We start from the raw sequence: 20,353 nt of genomic DNA on the forward strand, positions 1-20,353 counted from the left end.
GTACGGGAAGTATCGGTACTCCTCGCGCTCTTGTGCGCGGTGAGCGCGCCGCACGTGATGCGCATCTCCTCGTGGCCCGTGATGACAGCGATGGTCTTTATCGCCTACCGGCTGATAGCCGCATGGCGCCGCTGGCCGCTCCCCGGACCATGGTTGCGCTTTCTTCTCGTCGTTTTGGTGTGCGCCGGCATCGTGTTCGATTTCAGCACGCGCTTCGGGCGCGATGCCTCCGTGGCCATGCTTCTTTTGATGGCGGCGCTCAAAGCGCTTGAACTGCGCCATCCGCGCGACGGATTGGTGATCATCAACCTTGGTTACTTTCTCATCATCACGAGCTTTCTGTATTCCCAAAGCGCCGCGCTCGCGTCTTACATGCTCGTACTCATGCTGTGCATCACCGCGCTCCTCACCGCCTTGCAGCGCCGCGACAATCCATTCTCGCCCGGGCAATCGCTGCGGCTTGCCACGCGCCTGATGTTGCAAGGCGTTCCGCTCATGCTCGTGCTGTTCTTGCTATTTCCGCGCGTGGAAGGCCCGTTATTCGGCTGGCCGCAATCCTCGCTCTCGGGAATGAGCGGGTTGTCGGACGAAATGTCGCCTGGCAGCCTGAGTGCCTTGAGCTTGTCCGACGATGTCGCCTTTCGTGTGCAATTCGAGAGCGCCACGCCCGAACCCTCCACTTTGTATTGGCGAGGGCCGGTATTGTGGGATTTTGGCGGGCGCACCTGGCGCGTGGCCAGAGTGCCAGTCTTGCAACAGCCCATTCATCACTCCGTGTCGCGGCGGGTGCGTTACCAGGTGACGCTGGAGCCGCAGCAAGCGCGCTGGCTGTTCGCCATCGATCTGACCTCGCGAATTCCCGCCGGTGCTGTGCTCACGGCCGACTATCAATTGTTGAGCCGCCAGGCGCTTCGCCAGCGCCAGAGCTACGACATGGAATCGGACTTGGGCTATGGGGCGCCCAGGAATCCGAGCAGACCCTCGGCCGGGCGCTGCGCCTGCCACCGGATGGCAATATGCGATCCCGCCAGCTTGCCGCCGCCTTTTTACAGGAGTCCAAATCGCCCCAGGAATTGGTGGAAAAAGCGCTCGGTCTGTTCCGCACGCAGCGCTTCTTCTATACACTCGCGCCGCCATTACTGGGAGCCGAGCCGGTGGATGAATTCCTCTTCGGCACGCGCCGTGGCTTCTGCGAGCACTTTGCCTCGAGTTTCGTTTTCCTAATGCGCGCGGCGGGGCTTCCGGCACGCGTGGTGACCGGCTACCTCGGCGGGGAAATCAATCCCATCGGCAACTATCTCGTAGTGCGCCAGTCGGAAGCTCACGCTTGGGCGGAAGTGTGGCTACCCGGCCAGGGTTGGCGGCGCGTCGATCCCACCGCCGCCGTGTCGCCCGCCCGCATAGAAATCGGATTGGCGGCGGCCGTGACCGCGGGCGAGCCTGTCCCCTTGGGGCTACGGATGGATACCGCCTGGATCAAGAATCTTCGCTATACCATCGACGCCGCGGCGAACGGTTGGAATCAATGGGTGCTGGGATACACTCCGGCACGCCAAGCGCAACTGCTGTCGAAGGCGGGCATCAAGGAAGTGAACTGGCACAAACTCGTATTGCTGCTCATGGTGTTCGCCGGCGTGGCGACGGGTCTGTTGGCGCCCTCGTTACTGAGGGACATTCACTTCCGGCGCGCTGCGGCGGCACCCAGACTTTACCGGCGCTTCGTGCGCAAGACGGCACGTGTAGGACTGCGGCCAAGAAGCGGAGAATGGCCCTTGGACTTCGCCCAGCGTGTGATTGCCGCCAATGGCGCGTGGCGCATTCCCGTGCAAACCATCACCGAACACTACGTGAATATTAGCTACGGAAAGGAAGAAAACGAACAGCGCCTGCGCGCCCTGGCGCAGGCGGTCAATCGGTTTTCGCCCTAGCGCGAAGGCAAGAATTTAATGGGATCCACGGGCTGGCCTTGCTTTCTGATCTCGAAATGCAGTGCTGCCTGGCCCGCGGACCGCTCCCCCATCTCCGCGATCTTTTGTCCTGGGGTCACCTGTTGCCCATCCTTCACCAAGATCTTCGAGTTGTGCGCATAAACGCTCAGATACTCGTTGCTGTGCTTGACGATCACCAAGGGCCCGTAAGCCTGAATCGCCTTGCCCGTGTAGACCACCTTACCCGCGGCCGAGGCGAGAACGGGATCTCCCTGCTTGCCGTTGATGGAAATCCCCTTGCTTCGGCTTCCGTCAAAGCCATGGATAATGTCTCCTTGCGCGGGCCACAGCCACTTCGCGGCGTCGAAACCCGCTTCCGCGCCGGGTAACAGCACCGCTCCCGGTAACGATGGGGGCACGGGCGCCTTGGTGCTTGGCTTGGGCACGGGCTTTTCATGTATCTCGCTTCCGGGAACTGGCGCCTTGGGGGGCCACTCGCCTCGCTGCATGCGCGCGAAGGCTTCAGGGCTGTAGGGGACTTTCCGCGCCTTGGGTTCCGTTTTCAGCGGTGCGGGAGCCAGTTCGGGCAACGCTTCCCCAGAGGGAAGTTCTCCCGGCAAGAATGGTTTGGATTCGACCACGACCGGCTCGGGTTCCGCATCGTGAACCTGCGGGCCGCGCGGATTTTTCATCGTCAGTATTTGCCCAACGCCGATGCGGGCCGGGTCGGTGATACCGTTCCAAGATGCGACGTCGCGGTAATCCAATCCGTATTCCAGAGCGATGGAATAAAGCGTGTCGCCTTCCTTGATGCGGTAGATTTCCGGGGTGGGTGCCGGCTTGGCGTTCTTGCCAAGGTCCACGGTGGCAGGGTCTCGCACCACGGGTTTCGGCGGCGGATTGCGTTCCGCGTCTTCGAACGTACGATCGACCACGGGCGCCGTGAGGGGGCCGACTATGCAGCCCGCGACGAGACTAATCCACGCGCAAACAAACAGCCGGCGCACTAGCGGCCCAGTCCCGGTACTAGCGGGACGAAGTGCACGTCCTCCAAGACCGAGCGGTGCAGGCCGCGCTCATCACGCTCGATCAATGTGAGCTGCTGCTCGCGCGGTCCCAAGGGCATGATCAAGCGGCCACCCACCGCGAGCTGATCTAGCAGTTGCTCGGGCACATGCGAAGCGGCGGCGGCCATCACAATGCCTTCGAAAGGCGCCTCCTCGGGCAAGCCTAGATGTCCATCGCCGTGCTTGGCCTTCACATTGCGAATATTGAGATCGCGCAAATTGATGCGAGTCTTGGAAACCAGCGGCAACAAGCGCTCGATGGTCCACACGTGTTTGGCAAGGCGCGACAACAATGCCGCTTGGTAGCCGCATCCGCTGCCAATTTCCAGCACGCGCTTTAGCATGCGCCCGCCGCGCAATATTTCCAGCATGCGCGCCACCGTCTGGGGATTGGAAATGGTTTGGCCGTAGCCGATGGGCAGCGACAAATCTTCGTACGCCCGGTGCGCCAGCGCCTCATCGACAAAAACGTGGCGGGGAATCTCGCTCATGGCGGCGAGCACCAATTCGTCCGCGATGCCTTGGTCACGCAACCTTTCCACCATCCGCATGCGCGTTCGGTTCGAGGTCATCCCCACACCCGCGCTGCGAGTGCTCATGGGCGCCGGGTTAGGCACGGAGCCACTGCTTGGTGCCGTCCAGTTGCGGGTAACTGGTGAGATCGATTTGCAAGGGAGTAAGGGAAACGTAGCCTTCCGCCACCGCCCAAAAATCCGTGCCCTCGCCGGCGTCTTGCGCACCGCCTGCCGCTCCGACCCAATACACCGTGTCCCCGCGCGGGTTGGTCGTGCGTATCACGGCCTCCGCCTTGTGACGCCGGCCAAGCCGCGTGACAAGGCTGCCCTTTAGCGCGGCCCATGGCACATCTGGCACGTTCACGTTGAGGAGTCTGGGTTCCTTCCACGGATGCGCTTGATACCTCTTCACCAAATCGAGCGCCACACGCGCCGCCGTGGCGTAATTGCCAGCGGCCTTGCTGGCAAGAGACATCGCGATGGAAGGAATGCCCAGCAGATATCCCTCGGTGGCCGCCGCCACGGTACCCGAATAGATGGTGTCGTCCCCCATATTGGCGCCGTGATTGATACCGGAGACCACCATGTCCGGCAGTTCTTCCAACAAGCCGGTGACAGCGAGGTGAACACAGTCGGTAGGCGTGCCATTGACGTAGCGAAATCCAGAACTGGCGCGCCTGACCACGAGAGGCCGGTCCAAGGTCAGCGAATTGCTCGCCCCGCTGCGGTCGCGCTCCGTGGCCACGACCGTGATCTCACCCACCTCGGACAGCGCTTCGGCCAGAGCCACCAAACCGGGCGCGAAATAGCCATCGTCGTTACTTAGCAGTATTCGCATGTCATTGGATTATAGCCAAGGCCCGGCGAGATTCGACAGATGGGAGCTTCAGGGGAAATGACAGATGGGGCAGATAGAAAAAAAGCTAGGCTTGCGCGCTAGCTTCTTTCAGATGTTTTGGTCGGGGCGAGAGGATTTGAACCTCCGACCACCTGCACCCCATGCAGGTACGCTACCAGGCTGCGCTACGCCCCGAATGTTGAAAGTATAGCAGGGACCAGCGGGCACTCTCCACGGCCTAGCGCAAACTTTCCAGAATATCCTTGATCTCCTTTCTCAGCGCCGAAGGTTTTAGTTTTCCATCGCTCGCCACGGCCTTGCTGGCTTCTTCAGCGCCCTGGTCCAGTCGCAGGCGCGCGCCGCTGATGGTGAAGCCCTCTTCGTAGAGCAGTTGCCGGATGCGGCGGATGAGGAGTACTTCGTGGTGTTGGTAATAGCGCCGGTTGCCGCGGCGCTTGACGGGTTTGAGCTGGGTGAACTCTTGCTCCCAATAGCGCAGGACATGGGGCTTCACCCCGCACAGCTCGCTTACCTCACCGATGGTGAAGTACCGCTTCGCCGGGATGGGGGGAAGATCAACCTTCTTGTTCGAGGGATTCTGGTTCGCGTCCATGGAAGTTCTTCTCTACCATGGCTTTCAATTTCTGGCTGGCGTGGAAGGTCACTACCCGGCGGGCGGAGATGGGAATTTCTTCTCCGGTTTTTGGGTTGCGTCCGGGCCGCTGGGGTTTATCGCGCAACTGAAAATTGCCGAATCCGGAGAGCTTGACTTGGTCGCCGGCTTCCAAGGCCTTGCGGACTTCCTCGAAGAAGGCTTCCACCACGTCCTTGGCTTCACGCTTATTGAGGCCCACCTTCTCAAATAACATATAGGCCAAATCCGCCTTGGTCAGCGTCATTGTTATCCCTTCCGTCTAATCTCGTAAGCGCCCATCGAATTTCCGCAGCAGATGTTCCAGGAGATCCTGGACGGCGGTCTCCACTTCGGTATCTGTAAGCGTCTTCTGAGTATCTTGTAATAACACACGGAAAGCAAGACTTTTTCTCCCCGCCTCGACCCCTTTCCCACGGTACAAATCGAAGAGCACGATGTCCTGCACGATGCTCATTCGGTGCGCCAATAAGCTCCTCAAAACATCCCCCGCGGCGGCGGCCTCCGGAACCAACACCGCCAAGTCCCGGGTCACTACCGGCAAGCGCGAGAACTCCTGGAAGCGCGGTACATCACGGTTGCGAAGGGCCTCCACACCGAGTTCGAATAGAACCGGTGGATGGGGTAGCTCGTATTTTTGAACCCATTGGGGGTGTAACTCGCCCAAGCAACCTATGCGTGTTCCGCCAATTCTAATTTCGGCAGACTTCCCAGGATGAAAGGCCGGATGGCCGCTGGCACCATATATAAAATCCGAGTGGCCTAGCAACGCGCCCAAGTCACCCTTCACATCGAAGTAGTCTGCCCAACGCGCGGGCACCCCCCATTGCTCGGGTGCGGCGCTGCCATGGACCAACCCGCCCAGAAGCAACGGTTGGTTGTAGTGGGCTCCTTCTTTCATGTAACAACGCCCCATCTCGAATATTCGGACACTGTCGCGCTTGCGATTGAGGTTTTGTTGAAGACATTCGATCAAGCTACCGAACAACTGCGAGCGCATGACTTGCAAGTGGGAGGCGATCGGATTGGCGAGTTCGATGGCGTCGTCCTTGCCGCCGAAATCACGCTCCCATTCCTTCGGCACGAAGCTGAATGTGATGATTTCTTGATAGCCACGAGCGACAAGCTTCGCCCTGAGGTCCGCATCGGAGGAGACCTTCTCTTCGCCGAATGCCACCACCAATTCCACCCGTGGTAAGGCTGGGGGAATGGCATCGTAGCCATGGATGCGCCCGAGTTCCTCGATCAAGTCTTCCTCGATCTCGATATCGAAACGGAAGCTAGGAGGGGTCACCTCGTAACGATCTCCCCGCGCCGTCCAAGGCAGCTGCAACCTGTCCAGTATCCGCTCTGCCTGCACACCCTGAAGGGGAATGCCAAGAACGCGTTGCGCGCGCGCCAGCCGAACGGATACGGGCTTGCGTACCGGCAGCGCGGAACGCGCCTCCACGACCGGGCCTGCCTCGCCACCGCAGATTTCCGCGATGATCTGCGTGAGCCGTTCCAGCGCTTGGCGTGTGCCACCAAAATCCACACCGCGCTCGAAGCGGTGGGCGGCGTCCGAACTGAGCTCCAGACGCCGTGAGCGCCCCGCGATGACCTTGGGTTCGAAGTATGCCGCCTCCAAAAACAAATTCGTCGTGGCAGCACCCACACCACTGTGCAATCCGCCCATCACCCCCGCCAAGGCAACGGGTCCGGCATCGTCCGCGATCACCAGCAGATCACTGGCGATCGCGATCTCCTCGCCATTCAGTACGGTAAGCCGCTCGCCGGGTTTGCCGAAGCGAACATGGATATCTCCGTTCAACTTGTCGAGGTCGAAGGCGTGCATGGGCTGGCCAATTTCCAGCATGACGTAATTGGTGGCATCCACGACTGGGCTGATGCCGCGCAACCCTGCACGCTCCAAGCGAGCGACGATCCAGTGGGGCGTGCGCGCACCACTTCGTATGCCACGCATGACGCGCCCGCAATACAGCGGACAGCCCTCGGGATTGCGCAGCGTGACAGCGCGGGTATCGGTGAGGGTGGCACGCTGCTCATGGGGCACCGGCGCATGGAGCGCGGCCCCCGTGATGGCCGCCACTTCGCGCGCGATGCCGAGCATGCTCAAGCAATCGCCCCTGTTCGGGGTGAGCTTGAGGGTGAGCAAGGCATCGTCCAATTGCCAGTATTCGCGGAAATCGGCGCCGGCTGGCGCGTCGCTCGCTAATTCCAGTAACCCCGAGCTATCGTCCTTGACGCCCAGTTCCGCCGCCGAACACAGCATGCCTTGGGATTCCACGCCGCGCAGATTCGAAGCCTTGATTTCCAGCTGCGGCAAACGCGCACCCACCCGCGCCAACGGCGCCTTCATCCCCACGCGCGCATTGGGCGCACCGCATACCACCTGGAGACGCGCACCACCGCCCGAGTTCACTTGGCAGACATTGAGGCGGTCCGCATTGGGATGGCGCGACATCGCCACGATCTCTCCCACCACGACACCGCTGAAAGCCGGCGCGGCGGGCTCGATGCCTTCCACTTCCAGCCCTGCCATGGTCAGCGCATGAGCCAGGGCCTCAGTGGAAAGCGGCGGGTTCACCAAAGTGCGCAACCAACGTTCGGAAAATTTCATGGGATCGTCAGATGCGAATCAGCGAAACTGCCCGAGAAAGGCGAGATCGTTCTCGAAGAACAAGCGCAGATCCTTGACGCCGTAACGCAGCATGGTGAGGCGGTCCAGGCCCATGCCGAAGGCGAAACCTTGGTAGCGCTCGGTGTCGATGTTCACGTGCCGCAGTACTTTAGGATGCACCATGCCGCAACCGCCGATCTCCAACCATCCATTCTCCCACGTCATGTCGATTTCCGCCGAGGGTTCCGTGAAAGGAAAAAAGGAGGGACGAAAGCGCACTTCCAAATCGTCTCGCTCGAAAAATTTGCGCAAGAACTCTCGCACCACACCCTTCAGATTGGCCAGGCTCGCACTCTCGTCAATCCACAAACCTTCGACCTGGTGGAACATGGGGGAATGGGTCGCATCGGAATCCACGCGGTACACCCGGCCCGGCGCGATGACGCGAACCGGCGGGGCATGCTTTTCCATGTAGCGAATCTGCATGGGCGATGTATGCGTGCGCAAAAGATGCGTGCCACCGGCGATATAGAACGTGTCGTGCATGGAACGCGCGGGATGATCCTCCGGCGTGTTGAGCGCGGTGAAGTTGTAGTAATCGTTCTCGATTTCCGGCCCGTCGGCCACGTCGAAACCCATGCAGCGAAACAAGCCTTCCGCGCGTTCGCGGCAGCGCGTGATGGGATGCAGCCCGCCCCAGCCCATGTCGCGCCCAGGGAGCGTGACGTCAAGGGATTCCTCTTTCAGTCTGCTCTCGAGCTCGGCTTTCTTGATAGCTTCGCGCCGCGCCTCCAATGCCGATTCCAGCAAGGATTTCGCTCGATTGATGCGCGCGCCCGCGGCCGGTCTTTCCTCCGCCGGTAGCTTGCCGAGCCCCTTGAGTAAATCCGTCAGAGCGCCGGTCTTGCCGAGATAGCGCGCCTTGATTTGCTCAAGCTCGGAGGCCGAGTTCGCGGCTACAAAGGCAGCCTGTGCCTGCGCAAGCAGTGAATCCAAAGCATCCATGGAGAAATAGTGGCTACAAGCTACAAAAAAAGGAGACCGCTGTGGCCTCCTTTTCTCGATGTCGTATAACGTTACGCTGGTTGTGCCGCGACGGCTGCCTTGACCTGACCGGCAATCTTCAGGAAGGCGGCTTTATCCATTACCGCCAAGTCCGCCAGGACCTTGCGATCGATCTCGATGGCGGCTTTCTTCAAACCGTTCATGAAGGCGCTGTAATTCATACCCAGCTCGCGCGCGGCCGCGTTGATGCGCGTGATCCACAGGGCGCGGAATTGGCGTTTGCGCTGGCGGCGGTCGCGGTAGGCGTATTGCCCAGCCTTCATGACTGCTTCGTTGGCGGCACGGAATACCGTGCCGCGGCGCCCGCGAAAGCCCTTGGCTTGTTCAAGAACTTTCTTGTGTCTGGCGTGCGCCGTGACCCCTCTTTTTACGCGTGGCATGTGCTCTCTCCTTACGCGTAGGGAAGCATCGCTCTCACGGACTTGACGTCGGCTGCACACACCGCCGTCATGCCGCGCAACTGGCGCTTACGCTTCGTGGTTTTCTTGGTGAGGATGTGGCGCAGGTTCGAGCGCGTGCGCTTGATGGCGCCGCTCCCCATGACGCGGAAACGCTTCGCCGCGCCGCGCTTGGTCTTAAGCTTTGGCATTGCTATTTCCTTTTTTTGGCATGAAACCGGGTGGCTCGCGGCGCGAGCACTTTCACTACCTCGGCATCACTTGTAACTGCTACTACGTAGGCTTACTGCTAAAGCTTCTTCTTGGGTCCGAGCACCATCACCATCTGGCGCCCTTCCATCTTGGGCATTTGTTCCACCGCGCCGTAAGCGTCCAAGTCTGCCCGGACCCGCTCCAAGAGCCGCATACCGAACTCCTGGTGTGCCATCTCACGGCCTCTGAACCGCAGGGTGATTTTAGCCTTATCTCCCTCTTCCAGAAAACGAATCAAGTTGCGCAGCTTCACCATATAGTCACCTTCATCGGTGCCTGGGCGAAACTTCACTTCCTTGACCTGGATCTGCTTTTGTTTGAGCTTCGCTTCGTGCTTTTTCTTGGCTTCATGGTACTTGAACTTGCCGTAGTCCATGAGCCTGCACACAGGAGGCTTGGCTTGCGGTGCGATTTCTACCAGATCCACCTGCGCTTCTTCCGCCATTCGGTTCGCGGCCGACGCGCTTACCACACCGATTTGTTCGCCATCCACCCCAATGAGCCGCACTTCGGGTGAGGTAATTTCCTCGTTGATACTAACTTCCCGTTCCTGAGCGATAGTCAAACCTCCGTGCTGTGATTAATCAAGAATGCTCTTTCCCAACCTACTGCTATTACGACGGCGGCAACTCGGAATTCAGGCGAGAAATGAAGTCGCTGACGGACATGGCGCCCAAGTCGGTATTGCCCCGTTCGCGTACCGCAACGGTCTTGGCGTTTACCTCTTTCTCGCCAATCACCAGTTGGTACGGGATCTTCTGAAGACTATGTTCGCGAATCTTATAGGTTATTTTCTCATTCCTCAAGTCGCAAAGCACGCGCACCCCGGCGGCTTCCAGTATGCGCCCCACTTCTTGGCAGTAAGCCTGCTGGCTTTCCGAGATATTCAAGACCACTGCCTGCACCGGGGCAAGCCAGGTGGGCAAGGCCCCGGCATAGTGCTCGATCAAGATACCGATGAAGCGCTCCAGGGAACCCAGCACCGCCCGGTGCAGCATCACGGGTATCTTGCGGGCGTTATCCTCGGCCACGTATTCCGCGCCTAAACGCCCGGGCAGGGCGAAATCCAGCTGCAACGTCCCGCATTGCCAGACGCGAGCCAGGGAGTCCTTCAGGGAAAATTCGACCTTCGGCCCATAAAAGGCACCGTCGCCAGGGGAGACCTCATAGGCCAGACCCTTCTGGGCCAGCGCCTCCCCCAGGGCTTTTTCCGCACGATCCCACGCCTCGTCACTGCCGATGCGCTTGACGGGCCGGGTGGCGAGCTTGATCAAGATGTCGGTGAACCCAAAATCCCGGTAGATACACCGCAGTAAGTCTATAAAGGCCGCAGCTTCGGACTGCACCTGGGCTTCCGTGCAAAAGATATGGGCATCGTCTTGCACGAACCCGCGCACCCGCATGATGCCGTGCAAGGCTCCCGATGGCTCATTGCGGTGGCAAGACCCAAACTCCGCCAAGCGCAAGGGCAGATCGCGATAGCTCTTGATGCCCTGGTTGAAGACCTGGATGTGCCCAGGGCAATTCATGGGCTTGACCACGTAGTCCCGGTTCTCGGAACTCGTGGTAAACATATGCTCCCCGTAGTTCTCCATATGGCCCGAGCGCTCCCACAGCACCCGGTCCATAACCAGGGGAGTACGCACTTCTTGATACCCCTGCTTGGCCAGCACCCGCCGGACATATTGCTCGATCTGCTGCCACACGGACCAGCCTCTAGGGTGCCAGAACACCATGCCGGGGGCTTCATCCTGGAGATGGAAGAGGTCCAATTGCCGCCCAAGCTTGCGGTGATCGCGCTTTTCCGCTTCCTCCAACCGGTGAAGATGGGCGTCCAGATCTTCCTTCTTGGTCCAGGCCGTGCCGTAGATCCTCTGCAACATCTCGTTGCGCGAATCGCCGCGCCAATAGGCGCCGGCCAGCTTCATCAGTTTGAAGACCTTGAGCTTGCCAGTGAAGGGGACATGAGGACCCCGGCACAGATCGGCGAAATTGCCTTGTGTGTAGAGCGAAACGTCCTCACCCGCCGGAATGGATTCGATGATCAGCGCTTTGTAGTGCTCGCCTTGGTTCTTGAAGAACGTTACGGCCTCGGACCGCGGCATCACGCGCCGCGTCACGGGCAAGTCGCGCTTGGCGATCTCCCCCATGCGCTTTTCGATGGCGGCCAAGTCTTCCTGCGTAAAGGGGCGTTTGTAGGAGAAATCGTAGAAGAAGCCGTCCTCGATGACGGGGCCGATGGTGACCTGGGCATCCGGAAAGAGTTCTTTCACCGCGTGCGCCAACAAGTGCGCGCTCGAATGGCGGATGATTTCCAGGCCTTCCCGGTCACGGTCAGTGACGATGGCCAGATCCGAATCCGCATCCAAACGGTGGCTGGTATCCACCAGCTTGCCATTTACCTTGCCAGCCAGCGCCGCGCGCGCGAGCCCCGCGCCGATGGAAGCGGCGACCTCGGACACCGTAACGGGATGATCGTACTGGCGCTGACTTCCGTCAGGCAAGCGTATGGTTGGCATGGCTCGATAACACCCAGGGTACGCTCAACCCCCGAAAGGGCGCCGCGACGACCGGGACAAACATTCAACGGCGATAAGACGAGGAAGACGAGAAAGGGCGGGAGTCTCTAGCGAACTCCCGCCCCCTCATCCGTTGGTAGGCGCGATTGGACTCGAACCAACGACCCCCACCATGTCAAGGTGGTGCTCTAACCAGCTGAGCTACGCGCCTAAATAGCTCCGGCATGACCTGCTTTGCAGGTTATCCTTCACTGAAACTTCGTTTTCGGGCGGGATTCTAGCCGAAAGGCGCCTGAGTTCGATAGAGGTATTCAGCCCATCTCGAACAACTTGCTGAAATTGGCGATGTCTAGCACCTGCCTTACCGACCCCTTGCAATTGGTCAATTTGATGCCCTTGCTGGCGGCCTGGGCTTTCTCGCGCAGCATGAGCAACATGCCCAGGGCGGAGCTGTCCAGGTAATCCACCTGGGCGAGGTCGATGTCGATCTGCCTTACGTCCGTGGCGTCTATCCCAGGCGAATACGCATCGCGAAAGGCCCGGTGCGCGCTGAAGTCGAAGCGGCCGTTCAGTTTGATGCGCATGGTTCCATTGGATTGTTGTACATCCGTACGGCTGGCGCCCGCGCTCAAGTTATCGCGCAGATACGCCACGGCATCCGCCCGTATGGAAGGCAAGGCGGCTAACAACCCGGCCGCGATGCTCTCCGCGTCCATGGACATGCCCACCAGGATGCCAGCCACTTCACGTGCGTGATTGAGATAGGATTCGCCCGTGGGCATGAGGCGCTCGCCGAACTGGGCATTGGCCATCTCGGCGGCGCGCGCCAGCAGTGCGTTCTCGGCGCCCGTACAACGCGCTTGCGCACCGGCCAACCATGCATCTGTTTGCATGCCACCGGCGGCTTGCCTCACCTGCACCGTCATCGTCCTCTCCAATATCTACGCTGTTGCTCGCGCCAGGCGCTTGCCTCGATGACATTTTCCTTCATTCGAAACAGTATGGCTCCATGCTGGTCACTGCGGTAAAGCTTGGCCCCTAGATCACGGTAACGTTGCACCACTTCTTCCTTGGGGTGGCCAAAACTATTTCGGTAACCGTTGGTGAATACCGCGAACCTTGGAACCACCTGCCGCAGGAAGGTTTCCGTGGAGGAGGTGCCACTGCCGTGATGCGGCGCGATCAAAATATCCGTGCGCGGTAATTGGGGCGTCTCGCGTAGAAGCCTAGCTTCCGCGGCGGCTTCGATGTCGGCGGGAATCAAGGCACTGGCACCTGGGACGGACACGCGCAGCACACAGCTGCGATTGTTGTCCTTGATGTGCGTATCTTCATAGCTGCCAGCGCTCGGATGCAGCATTTCGAAGTCAACACCATCCCATTTCCAGCGCTGGCCGCTCACGCAGCGCACGCTGCGAGCCGCCAAGGCATGCAGTGCATGTTCGGGGGCAAGGGAGGACGCCATCCAATCCACCGTTACCATGCGCAGCACCGAGGCCGCCCCGCCGGAATGATCGCTGTCGTCATGGCTGACGATCAAGCCGCTTAGGTTGGAGATGCCCTGCGCCCGCAGGTAAGGCACCACCACGCGATCCCCCGCATCGGATTCCTCGGAGTAGCCGGGCCCCGTATCGAACAGCAACTGGTGCCGCGCGGTACGCACCACCACGCCAAGCCCTTGTCCCACGTCCAGAACATCCAACCACGCTTCACCTTGCCCCGGCGCGGGCGCCACCGTGAGAAACATCGGAAGCATCGCCATCATACCCATCCAGCGAGCGGGAAACCCGCGCGGGGCAAGCAGCCATAGCGCGCCTAATAGCGCCACCGCGACGCTCCAAATGGAAGGGCTCGCCTGCTGCCACGCGGCGATGGGCGTGGCGTCTAGCCATTGCAGCAGTTCAATGCATAAAGACATCACGCGCCCGGCGGCGAGCAGCACGAAATCCACGGGCAACAACGCTCCAACAAGGGTCAGAGGCACCACCACCAGACTCACCAGAGGAATGGCGAAAGCATTGGCGAGTGGCGAGACGATGGAAACCTGCGCGAACAACACGAGCAACAGCGGTATCAGTCCCACCGTCAGCGCCCATTGCGCACCGACCCATCGCATCACGCGCGAGGGAGCGCCAACGCGGTGCGCGCTGGCGTAGGCGATCAGCGCCACCGCGCCGAAGGACAACCAGAACCCCGGAGCCATGACTGCAAAGGGATCGAACACCGTCACCACGAAGAGCGAGACCGCCAATACAAAACTGGAAGACCAAGTGCGCGACCAGAGCAACGCCAGCACGATGGCCGCCAGCATCAGAACGGTTCTCTGGGCCGGTACCGCGAAGCCCGCGACGGCGGCATAGAGCACCGCCACCGCCAGCCCGGTAACCAGCGCCGCCTTCTGAGCGGGAAATCGCAACACCAACTTGGCGCTGCGCCGCCAGCACCAACCCACCACCAGTGCGGCCAGCCCCGAGAGCATGGTGATGTGCAGCCCGGAAATGGACATGAGATGATTCACGCCCGTGCGGGTAAACAAGCGCCACTGTTCCGCGCCGATGGCTCGCTGTTCGCCCACGGCCAGGGCCACCAGCACTCCCCCGGATACTTCGTCCGCAAGCGCGCCCTCAATGCGGTCACGAACGTGCTCGCGCACGATCTCCACGAGATAACGCGGGTTGCCCGTACCAACTCGTTCATGGGTTGCCTTGGGCCGCACATATCCCGATGCGCGAATCCCGCGCTCCAACATCCAGAATTCGTAATCGAAACCGTGGGGATTGGCCGCGCCATGGGGACGCTTCAACCGGACACTGAGCCGCCAGCGTTCGCCCGCGTGCAATTCGGGCGGCGGAGTCCGCGCCTCGGCGTACCAGGCTAATTGGAGGGAACTCGGAATCCGCGCAAGCGGCGTGAGCACGCGATCCACATCGAACCGAAATCGCACTCCGCGCTCGAAGGCCACCGGCATTTGCGCCACGGTACCTTCCACCCGCACGTCTTGCCCCTCCCATTCCACGGCCAGTTGATCGGAGATCTTGGCCTGCGCCACCACACCCGCCCACACAAAACCGGCGGCAATCCATAGCGCCGGATCCACGATCCAAGTAAAGCGATGGAGCGCATCCCGCGCGAGCCAGCGCACCAGCACGCAAGCAGCAAGGAGATAAGCCCAGAGCAAGCTAGGCAGCGCCGGCTGTTGTTGCAACAGCCATGCGCCGGAAACGAATAACACGGCGTGAAGCGTGAAACGTGAAGCGTGAGGCGTTGTGCAGAAATCGCGCGTCGGAAGGTGCATTCGTATTACCCCTCCCTCCTCCCTCCTCCCTCCTCCCCGCCTTTCAAAATTCCATCCTCCAACCTCAACGTCCTATCCATGCTGGCCGCGATGCTCATGTCGTGGGTGACGATGATGAGGCTGGCCCCGAGATCGCGATTGAGGCCGAGCATGAGATCCAACATCTGCTCCGCCGTGTGCCGGTCGAGGTTACCCGTGGGTTCGTCGGCTAGCAGGCAGGCGGGTTTCGTGACCAGTGCCCGCGCCAACGCCGCGCGCTGCCGCTCCCCGCCCGAGAGTTCGCCCGGCCGGTGAGTGAGCCGGTGCGAGAGTCCCACTTTCCCGAGGATCTCCGCAGCTTCCTTGTACGCGATCTCCGGCCGCGTGCGCCGGATGAGTAAGGGGATCGCCACGTTCTCCCGCGCGCTGAATTCCATCAGCAGATGATGAAACTGGTAGACGAAGCCCAGGGCCTCGTTGCGCAATTGGCCGCGCTCGGCGTCGGAGAGTTCGCTCATGGGGCGGCCGAGGATGGCCACGCTTCCTCCGCTGGGAGCATCCAGCCCGCCCAGCAGATGAAGCAAGGTGCTCTTGCCCGAGCCTGAAGCCCCGACGATGGCCACCCCTTCTCCGCGCGCCACGCGCAGATTCACGCCGAGCAATACGGGTACTTCGTAGGGCCCTTGATGGAAGACCTTGCGCAGGCCCTCGCAGGCGATGATGTCCTCATTCATAGCGCAACGCCTCCGCGGGGTTGACACGCGCGGCCCGCAGGCTGGGATAGATAGTGGCCACCAAGGACAACACCAGGGATACGCCTCCAACCGTGAACACGTCGGCCCACTGCAAATCCGAAGGGAGGTCCTTGATGTAGTAGATGGAAGGGTCCAGAAAGTGCACGCCAAAGGTTTTCTCGATGGCGGGCACCACGACATCGATGTTCATGGCGAGCAACACCCCGCACACGATGCCGAGAACGGTTCCAATCACGCCGATCAAGGTTCCTTGCACCATGAAAATTTTAAGTATGGAAGCAGGCGTGGCCCCCAAAGTACGCAAGATGGCGATATCGGAAAGTTTGTCGGTGACCGCCATCACCAACGTGGAGACGATATTGAAAGCCGCCACGGCGACGATCAGGGTCAATATGATGAACATCATGCGCTTCTCGATGGCCACGGCGCGAAAAAAATTGGCGTGGCTTCGCGTCCAGTCGGATGCATGAACATCATGCGGCAAAGTCTTGCCGAGTTCGCGGGCGACGGCGGGGGCTTGAAAGAGATCGTCCAGTTTCAAACGCACACCGCTCACTGCATCGCTCATGCGGTAAAGGCGTTGTGCATCTTCCATGCGGACCAAGGCGAGCCCGGAATCGAACTCGTACATCCCCACCTCGAAGATCCCAATCAGAGTGAATTGCTTGATGCGCGGAAGAATCCCCGCTGGCGTGACCTGGCCTTGCGGTGCGATCACCACCAATTTTTCCCCGATCCTGGCGCCCAGGCTCTGCGCCAGTTCCGCCCCCAGGACGATGCCAAACTCACCGGGGCGCAAGTCCTTGAGATTGCCCGTCTTCATATTCCGGCCGAGATCGGCCACGCGCTCTTCTTCCTCGGGAATGATTCCGCGAATCATCACGCCTTGCACGTCCTGGCCGTTGGAGATCAAGCCTTGCGCGCTGATGTAGGGCGCGGTTGCCAACACGCGCGGATGCTGGCTCGCGAGTTGGGAAACCCGTGGCCAATCGGGCAAGCTGCCATCCAAACCGGAGAGCTGCACGTGGGAGGCTACCCCCAGAATGCGCGTGCGTAATTCCTTCTGAAATCCGTTCATCACCGACAGCACAATGATCAACGCGGCAACGCCCAGGCCAATGCCCGCCATGGAGATCACCGAGATGATGGAGATGAAATGATTGCGCCGCTTGGCCCGGGTGTAGCGCAGTCCGACAAAGAGTTCGTAGGGTTGCAAAAGGGAATGATGGTCCTTGAGGAAGGCCGAAGTGTGCCACAACCGCCATGCTAGACTCGCCCGGCATTGCTGAGTTCCTCGAACGACATTTCTGGGCTGATAAAACCCTCGTGCGCAACCTTTGCATCTTTCTTTGCGTACCGCCTCCCGACCCTTACGCGCCTGCTTTCTTGCCTGCCATGCCAGCATTGAGACGGCTGCTATCGCGCGCGAATCGCACCCGGCTCGAAGCCCGTGACAAGGAAGCAGCACTTTGCGCATTGTTCGATGAGTCCTTGAAGGCGAATCCGCCTTGCGCCGCGCTCACCGCCCTGGCCGATGGCCTCGGCCCAAGCGATAACTATTGGCTACGCGCCGACCCCATACATCTGCAACCGATGCGCGATGATCTGGCGGCCATGGAAATTGCGGATCTCGCTCCGGAAGAAGCGCAAGCGCTGATTCAATCCATCAATGCACTACTCGCGGATGACGGGTTGCAACTGATATACGGTGCACCGAACCGGTGGTATTTTCGGTTGCTGGCACAGCCCCGGATCACCACTACCGCACTGAGCCAAGTCATTGGCCGTGGCATCGATGTGCATCTTCCGAAGGGAGACGAGGCTCCGGCATGGCAACGGCGCTTAACCGAGATTCAAATGTTGCTTCACACCCACGCGATCAACGAAAAACGCGAATGGCGGCTTGCCGTCAGCGCGCTGTGGCTATGGGGAGGCGGGTCACTTCCCACTGTAGCGCACAAGTCATTCTCCGCCCTATACGGGGTTGATGCCTTGGCAACCGGTCTCGCGCGCTGGAGTGGTGCTGAAAGCTTCCCGTTGCCCGGGCGCTTCGAACTGCCGTTGAACATGGATAACTCTCTGGTGATCCTCGCTCCGTCCACCGATTTTTTTTCAGGACTGGATCAAAGCTGGTTCGCTCCTCTCCTCGCCTCTCTCCGGAGGCGATCCATCGCCCAATGCGACATCGTGGTGTGGAACGGAGCAACATCCCGCTACCGCCTGTCACCCAGGGATTTATGGCGTTTCTGGCGCAAGGACTCGAGCCACGACTTGATCGCCGCCGATGCCTGAAATTCATGACCGCCGGGTTCCCGCTGAACACCTGAAACCGCTGCTCGCGGGTCACGTTCATCCGGTTGTCGCAAGAGTGCTGGCCGCCCGCGGCGCTGCCAGCGCGAACGTTCTGGACTTCGGCCTCCCCCGCCTCCTGCCGCCCAGTCTCATGCACAACCTCAACGCCATGGGGCAGCGGCTGGCGCAAGCTATCGAAGACCACAAACGCCTGCTCATCGTGGCGGACTACGACTCCGACGGCGCGACGGCTTGCGCGCTCGGCGTGCTGGCGCTGCGCGAAATGGGAGCGGAGGTGGATTACATCGTCCCCAACCGCTTCGAGTATGGATACGGCTTGACCCCCGAGATTGTCCGTCTCGCCGCGCAGCGCATACCGGATTACTTGATCACGGTGGATAACGGCATCGCCAGCGTGGAAGGCGTGCGCGAGGCGAACCGATTGGGCATGCAGGTGTTGATCACCGACCATCATCTGCCAGGACCCGAATTGCCCGCGGCCGCATGCATAGTCAATCCGAACCAAGTTGGCTGCGGCTTTCCCAGCAAGAACCTGGCGGGCGTGGGCGTCATGTTCTACGTGCTACTGCAACTGCGCGCCGAACTGCGCGCACGCGGAAAATTCATCGGCACTTCCGAACCCAATCTCGCCAACTGGCTGGACTTGGTTGCGCTCGGCACAGTGGCCGACGTGGTCAAGCTGGACGACAACAACCGGTTGCTCGTCCAACAAGGCCTCGCTCGTATCCGCGCGGGGCGCGCCCGTCCTGGCATCCTCGCACTGCTCCAAGTGGCTGCGCGCGAACCCATCAGGGCAGGCGTTTATGATCTAGGCTTCGTGTTAGGCCCCCGCCTCAACGCGGCGGGCCGCTTGAGCGACATGTCGCTGGGCATCGAATGCTTGCTCGCGCAAGACCCCGCGCAAGCCGGCCGCCTGGCGCGAGATCTCGATTCTCTCAACCGCGAACGCCGCGTCATCGAAGCGCAAATGCAAGACAGCGCGCTGGAACACCTCGACCGCTTCGAAGATGCGGGGCGCTGGGGCGTGGCATTATTCGACACCACCTGGCACCAAGGCGTCATCGGCATCCTTGCCTCGCGCCTGCGTGAACGCCTGCACCGCCCGGTCATCGCCTTCGCCGCTGGCGCCGAAGGCGAACTCAAAGGCTCCGGCCGCTCCATTTCCGCCCTGCATCTGCGAGACGCCCTGGATCTCATCAGCAAGCGCCATCCGGACCTGATCACCCGCTTTGGCGGCCACGCAGCGGCGGCGGGACTTAGCATCGGTACCAACCAGTTCGTCACCTTCTCCCGCGTTTTCGATGAAATCGTGCGAGAACTCATAACCCCCAGCGACTTGCATCAGCGAGTGGAAACCGACGGCCCCTTGCAAGACGACGACTTCTCCCTCGAACTCGCCGAGGCGCTAGCCGGCATGGTCTGGGGCCAAGGCTTTCCCGCCCCCACCTTCCGCAACGAGTTCCGCGTGGAACAACAACGCGTGGTCGGAGAGAAGCACACGCGCTTGCGATTGCGCCCCGTGACCGGCGGAAAATTCCTAAACGCCATCCTGTTCGGCGACACCGGCCCGCTGCCCATCGCGGTGGAGTTGGTGTACCGGATGGACGTCAACGAGTTCAACGGGCAGCGGATGCTGCAATTGGTGGTGGAACATTGGAGGGAGGTGGGGTGAGGGGTGAGGGGTGAGGGGTGAGGGGTATTCGGCGCGGTGTCAGGGCTGCGCCAAGCGCTTGATGCGCCGTGGCAAAGCATTCATCAGCAACGACGGCTATACTCGTGTGTGGTCTCCGAAAACAGGATAGGCGGTAATCTTCCGTATTGCAAAGCGGGACTTTTCTGATTGAATTACAGGAGTTTCCCGTCTGCTTAATGCTATGCCCCGTGCCCATGATCTACGGCTTGCGCGACCACGAGCGCTACGTTTACCACTACACAAGGGTATCGGTCGCTTGCGACTTCATTCTGAAAGAGCGCACGCTCAGATTTAGCAGCTTCGCTCGCACAAACGATGAGCTTCCCCCGAAATTTCGTCTTCCAAGAGTAGGAGTTTATTCTGGACGAACTGGAGGGATTGAAGATGAAGAAGCTACCAAAGCAGGAGTACACGGCAGAGTTCAAGCAACTGGCGGTGAAGCGCGTCAAGGGAGGCCAAAGCTG

Annotated in this window: 19 protein-coding genes and 2 tRNA genes; 4 read left to right on the top strand and 17 right to left on the bottom strand. The window is 60.6% G+C overall.

Annotated elements, in window-relative coordinates; genetic code table 11:
• Window positions 1-39 precede the first annotated feature (39 nt).
• Complete coding sequence (locus EXR36_02130; GenBank protein ID MSQ58463.1) at window positions 40-1,224, top strand: DUF3488 domain-containing protein; 1,185 nt, start codon at window positions 40-42, stop codon at window positions 1,222-1,224.
• Window positions 1,017-1,928, top strand: coding sequence for a DUF4129 domain-containing protein (locus EXR36_02135; GenBank protein ID MSQ58464.1), 912 nt, complete (start codon window positions 1,017-1,019; stop codon window positions 1,926-1,928). Before EXR36_02130 ends, EXR36_02135 begins: the two co-directional genes overlap by 208 nt.
• Here EXR36_02135 and EXR36_02140 read toward each other — a convergent pair.
• From EXR36_02140 to EXR36_02220, 17 genes are all read right to left on the bottom strand, one after another.
• The gene (locus EXR36_02140) at window positions 1,925-2,935 is read right to left on the bottom strand and encodes a LysM peptidoglycan-binding domain-containing protein (GenBank protein MSQ58465.1); all 1,011 of its coding nucleotides are present in this window, start codon (window positions 2,933-2,935) and stop codon (window positions 1,925-1,927) included. The genes EXR36_02135 and EXR36_02140 overlap by 4 nt on opposite strands.
• On the bottom strand, window positions 2,935-3,594 hold the full coding sequence (locus EXR36_02145; protein ID MSQ58466.1) for a protein-L-isoaspartate(D-aspartate) O-methyltransferase: 660 nt from the start codon (window positions 3,592-3,594) through the stop codon (window positions 2,935-2,937). Before EXR36_02145 ends, EXR36_02140 begins: the two co-directional genes overlap by 1 nt.
• 10 nt (window positions 3,595-3,604) lie before the next feature.
• Window positions 3,605-4,348 carry a 5'/3'-nucleotidase SurE gene (surE, locus tag EXR36_02150; protein ID MSQ58467.1) on the bottom strand — a complete coding sequence of 248 codons (744 nt, stop codon included), beginning with the start codon at window positions 4,346-4,348 and terminating at the stop codon, window positions 3,605-3,607.
• A 118-nt stretch (window positions 4,349-4,466) separates the two neighbouring features.
• A tRNA-Pro gene (locus EXR36_02155) sits at window positions 4,467-4,543 on the bottom strand.
• A 43-nt stretch (window positions 4,544-4,586) separates the two neighbouring features.
• Complete coding sequence (locus tag EXR36_02160; GenBank protein MSQ58468.1) at window positions 4,587-4,961, bottom strand: MerR family transcriptional regulator; 375 nt, start codon at window positions 4,959-4,961, stop codon at window positions 4,587-4,589.
• Complete coding sequence (locus EXR36_02165) at window positions 4,924-5,247, bottom strand: integration host factor subunit alpha (GenBank protein ID MSQ58469.1); 324 nt, start codon at window positions 5,245-5,247, stop codon at window positions 4,924-4,926. The genes EXR36_02160 and EXR36_02165 overlap by 38 nt, the downstream gene beginning before the upstream one ends.
• Before the next feature lie 15 nt (window positions 5,248-5,262).
• Window positions 5,263-7,620, bottom strand: coding sequence for a phenylalanine--tRNA ligase subunit beta (locus EXR36_02170; GenBank protein ID MSQ58470.1), 2,358 nt, complete (start codon window positions 7,618-7,620; stop codon window positions 5,263-5,265).
• Window positions 7,621-7,638: 18 nt separating this feature from the next.
• Window positions 7,639-8,625 (bottom strand): phenylalanine--tRNA ligase subunit alpha, encoded by a 987-nt coding sequence (locus tag EXR36_02175; GenBank protein MSQ58471.1) that lies wholly within the window; start codon window positions 8,623-8,625, stop codon window positions 7,639-7,641.
• A 71-nt stretch (window positions 8,626-8,696) separates the two neighbouring features.
• Complete coding sequence (locus tag EXR36_02180; GenBank protein MSQ58472.1) at window positions 8,697-9,065, bottom strand: 50S ribosomal protein L20; 369 nt, start codon at window positions 9,063-9,065, stop codon at window positions 8,697-8,699.
• Window positions 9,066-9,076: 11 nt separating this feature from the next.
• On the bottom strand, window positions 9,077-9,274 hold the full coding sequence (locus EXR36_02185; protein ID MSQ58473.1) for a 50S ribosomal protein L35: 198 nt from the start codon (window positions 9,272-9,274) through the stop codon (window positions 9,077-9,079).
• Window positions 9,275-9,372: 98 nt separating this feature from the next.
• Window positions 9,373-9,894: a translation initiation factor IF-3 gene (locus tag EXR36_02190; GenBank protein MSQ58474.1), complete on the bottom strand. Its 522-nt coding sequence runs from the start codon at window positions 9,892-9,894 to the stop codon at window positions 9,373-9,375.
• 55 nt (window positions 9,895-9,949) lie between these two features.
• Complete coding sequence (thrS, locus tag EXR36_02195) at window positions 9,950-11,854, bottom strand: threonine--tRNA ligase (protein ID MSQ58475.1); 1,905 nt, start codon at window positions 11,852-11,854, stop codon at window positions 9,950-9,952.
• 134 nt (window positions 11,855-11,988) lie between these two features.
• Window positions 11,989-12,065, bottom strand: a tRNA-Val gene (locus tag EXR36_02200).
• 100 nt (window positions 12,066-12,165) lie between these two features.
• A complete protein-coding gene (locus EXR36_02205) occupies window positions 12,166-12,570 on the bottom strand; it encodes an anti-sigma factor antagonist (protein ID MSQ58476.1) in 405 nt (134 codons plus the stop codon).
• Window positions 12,571-12,776: 206 nt separating this feature from the next.
• Window positions 12,777-15,149, bottom strand: coding sequence for a DNA internalization-related competence protein ComEC/Rec2 (locus EXR36_02210; protein MSQ58477.1), 2,373 nt, complete (start codon window positions 15,147-15,149; stop codon window positions 12,777-12,779).
• A 5-nt stretch (window positions 15,150-15,154) separates the two neighbouring features.
• On the bottom strand, window positions 15,155-15,862 hold the full coding sequence (locus EXR36_02215; GenBank protein ID MSQ58478.1) for an ATP-binding cassette domain-containing protein: 708 nt from the start codon (window positions 15,860-15,862) through the stop codon (window positions 15,155-15,157).
• Complete coding sequence (locus EXR36_02220; protein MSQ58479.1) at window positions 15,855-17,099, bottom strand: lipoprotein-releasing ABC transporter permease subunit; 1,245 nt, start codon at window positions 17,097-17,099, stop codon at window positions 15,855-15,857. Before EXR36_02220 ends, EXR36_02215 begins: the two co-directional genes overlap by 8 nt.
• 179 nt (window positions 17,100-17,278) lie before the next feature.
• On the opposite strand from EXR36_02220, the gene EXR36_02225 reads away from it, so the two are divergent.
• Both EXR36_02225 and recJ read left to right on the top strand, forming a co-directional pair.
• Complete coding sequence (locus EXR36_02225) at window positions 17,279-18,175, top strand: hypothetical protein (GenBank protein ID MSQ58480.1); 897 nt, start codon at window positions 17,279-17,281, stop codon at window positions 18,173-18,175.
• Window positions 18,168-19,868 carry a single-stranded-DNA-specific exonuclease RecJ gene (gene recJ, locus EXR36_02230; GenBank protein ID MSQ58481.1) on the top strand — a complete coding sequence of 567 codons (1,701 nt, stop codon included), beginning with the start codon at window positions 18,168-18,170 and terminating at the stop codon, window positions 19,866-19,868. Before EXR36_02225 ends, recJ begins: the two co-directional genes overlap by 8 nt.
• Window positions 19,869-20,353: the final 485 nt, after the last annotated feature.

The organism is Betaproteobacteria bacterium, assembly GCA_009693245.1.
Taxonomy (GTDB): domain Bacteria; phylum Pseudomonadota; class Gammaproteobacteria; order Burkholderiales; family SHXO01; genus SHXO01.

Coding starts and splice junctions, on each gene's coding strand:
- EXR36_02185 (MSQ58473.1), bottom strand. CDS start 9,274: ATGCCAAAGCTTAAGACCAAGCGCGGCGCGGCGAAGCGTTTCCGCGTC.
- EXR36_02160 (MSQ58468.1), bottom strand. CDS start 4,961: ATGGACGCGAACCAGAATCCCTCGAACAAGAAGGTTGATCTTCCCCCC.
- EXR36_02175 (MSQ58471.1), bottom strand. CDS start 8,625: ATGGATGCTTTGGATTCACTGCTTGCGCAGGCACAGGCTGCCTTTGTA.
- EXR36_02225 (MSQ58480.1), top strand. CDS start 17,279: ATGCCAGCATTGAGACGGCTGCTATCGCGCGCGAATCGCACCCGGCTC.
- EXR36_02170 (MSQ58470.1), bottom strand. CDS start 7,620: ATGAAATTTTCCGAACGTTGGTTGCGCACTTTGGTGAACCCGCCGCTT.
- EXR36_02145 (MSQ58466.1), bottom strand. CDS start 3,594: ATGAGCACTCGCAGCGCGGGTGTGGGGATGACCTCGAACCGAACGCGC.
- EXR36_02165 (MSQ58469.1), bottom strand. CDS start 5,247: ATGACGCTGACCAAGGCGGATTTGGCCTATATGTTATTTGAGAAGGTG.
- recJ (MSQ58481.1), top strand. CDS start 18,168: ATGCCTGAAATTCATGACCGCCGGGTTCCCGCTGAACACCTGAAACCG.
- EXR36_02135 (MSQ58464.1), top strand. CDS start 1,017: ATGCGATCCCGCCAGCTTGCCGCCGCCTTTTTACAGGAGTCCAAATCG.
- EXR36_02180 (MSQ58472.1), bottom strand. CDS start 9,065: ATGCCACGCGTAAAAAGAGGGGTCACGGCGCACGCCAGACACAAGAAA.
- EXR36_02210 (MSQ58477.1), bottom strand. CDS start 15,149: ATGCACCTTCCGACGCGCGATTTCTGCACAACGCCTCACGCTTCACGT.
- EXR36_02205 (MSQ58476.1), bottom strand. CDS start 12,570: ATGGACGCGGAGAGCATCGCGGCCGGGTTGTTAGCCGCCTTGCCTTCC.
- surE (MSQ58467.1), bottom strand. CDS start 4,348: ATGCGAATACTGCTAAGTAACGACGATGGCTATTTCGCGCCCGGTTTG.
- thrS (MSQ58475.1), bottom strand. CDS start 11,854: ATGCCAACCATACGCTTGCCTGACGGAAGTCAGCGCCAGTACGATCAT.
- EXR36_02215 (MSQ58478.1), bottom strand. CDS start 15,862: ATGAATGAGGACATCATCGCCTGCGAGGGCCTGCGCAAGGTCTTCCAT.